Here is a 1140-nt window from a genome sequence, read left to right on the forward strand (position 1 = left end):
CGGCGCCGCGGGCGGTGGCGGCAGTGGCTCGGCCCTGGGGGCCATCGCCGCTGGCGGTGGAGCGACGCGGCCCACCCTCGACGGCTGGCCCTCGGGACCGGGCGGCGATCCATCGACTTCGCCGTCCGGCGGCGGCGCGGGCGGGACGGGCCACCGCCCCGCCGAGGCCGTCCTGGGCCTGCAGGTTTTCGCCGCGGGCACGATGCCAGACGGCACGCCCCTGACCCGCGACGGCACCGTGCGGGTCCATGGCCTGGAGCCCGATGCGCGCTGGTCCTACAGCTTCGACGGCGGCGCGACCTGGCATCCGGGCGACCTGGACCGCATCCCCGGCAGCGAGGCGGCGAAGGCCGGTGGCGACGGTCGCAAGTCAGTGCTGGTCTACCAGACCGACCTCGCGGGCAACGACAGCCCGCAAGCGTCGCTCGTGTTCGAGCTGGACCAGACCCCGCCCGAGGTACCGACGCTGCGGCTCAAGCGCGACACGGGGAGCAGCGCGACCGATCGCTGGACCTCCGATCCGACGATCGAGATCCTGGGCCTGGATCCCACGGCGACGCTGACGGTGGCCATCCTGGACGAGCCCCCGTTCGAGTGGCAGGCGGCCGAAATCCCGGCGTCGCGTTTCGCAGGCCTGGAGGGCTTGTGCCGGGTCGTCGCCACCCAGGTCGATGCGGCGGGCAACAGCGCGTCCGCGACGCTGGACTTCTGGCTCGACACCACGGCGCCGCTGGCGCCGCAACTGGTGCTGGCGTCCACGCCGGACTCGGGGGCAGTCCTTGCCGGCTGAGGCGGGGCCAGGCGCCCGGTTGCGGTCAGTGGAGGACCGGGCGCGCGTCCCGCGCACCCCGTCCACGCCGGCTCACTTGCCGAAGCTGTCCTTCAGTCCGGTGATCTTGTTGAACACCGGCGCATCGGCGCGATGGTCAACGCGGTCGGCGACGAAGTAGCCGTGGCGCTCGAACTGGACCTTGGCATCGGGCGCGACCGCGCGCAGCGACGGCTCCAGGTAGCCGCGCACGACACGCTTGGCATCGGGGTTCAGCAGCTCCAGGAAGTTGCGTTCGCCGGCGTCGGGCTGGGCTTCGGTGAACAGGCGGTCGTACAGGCGCAGCTCGGTGGCGATGCCCTCGTGCGCGC

General features: G+C 73.2%; 2 pseudogenes. One reads left to right on the top strand and one right to left on the bottom strand.

The annotated features are described in order from the left end of the window. Positions 1–790, top strand: a pseudogene (locus FUT87_RS28775) (hypothetical protein); the annotation flags it as partial. Positions 791–862: 72 nt separating this feature from the next. Here FUT87_RS28775 and FUT87_RS13620 read toward each other — a convergent pair. Further along, positions 863–1140: pseudogene (locus tag FUT87_RS13620) on the bottom strand (glutamine--tRNA ligase); the annotation flags it as partial.

It is taken from the genome of Mitsuaria sp. TWR114 (assembly GCF_007997345.1).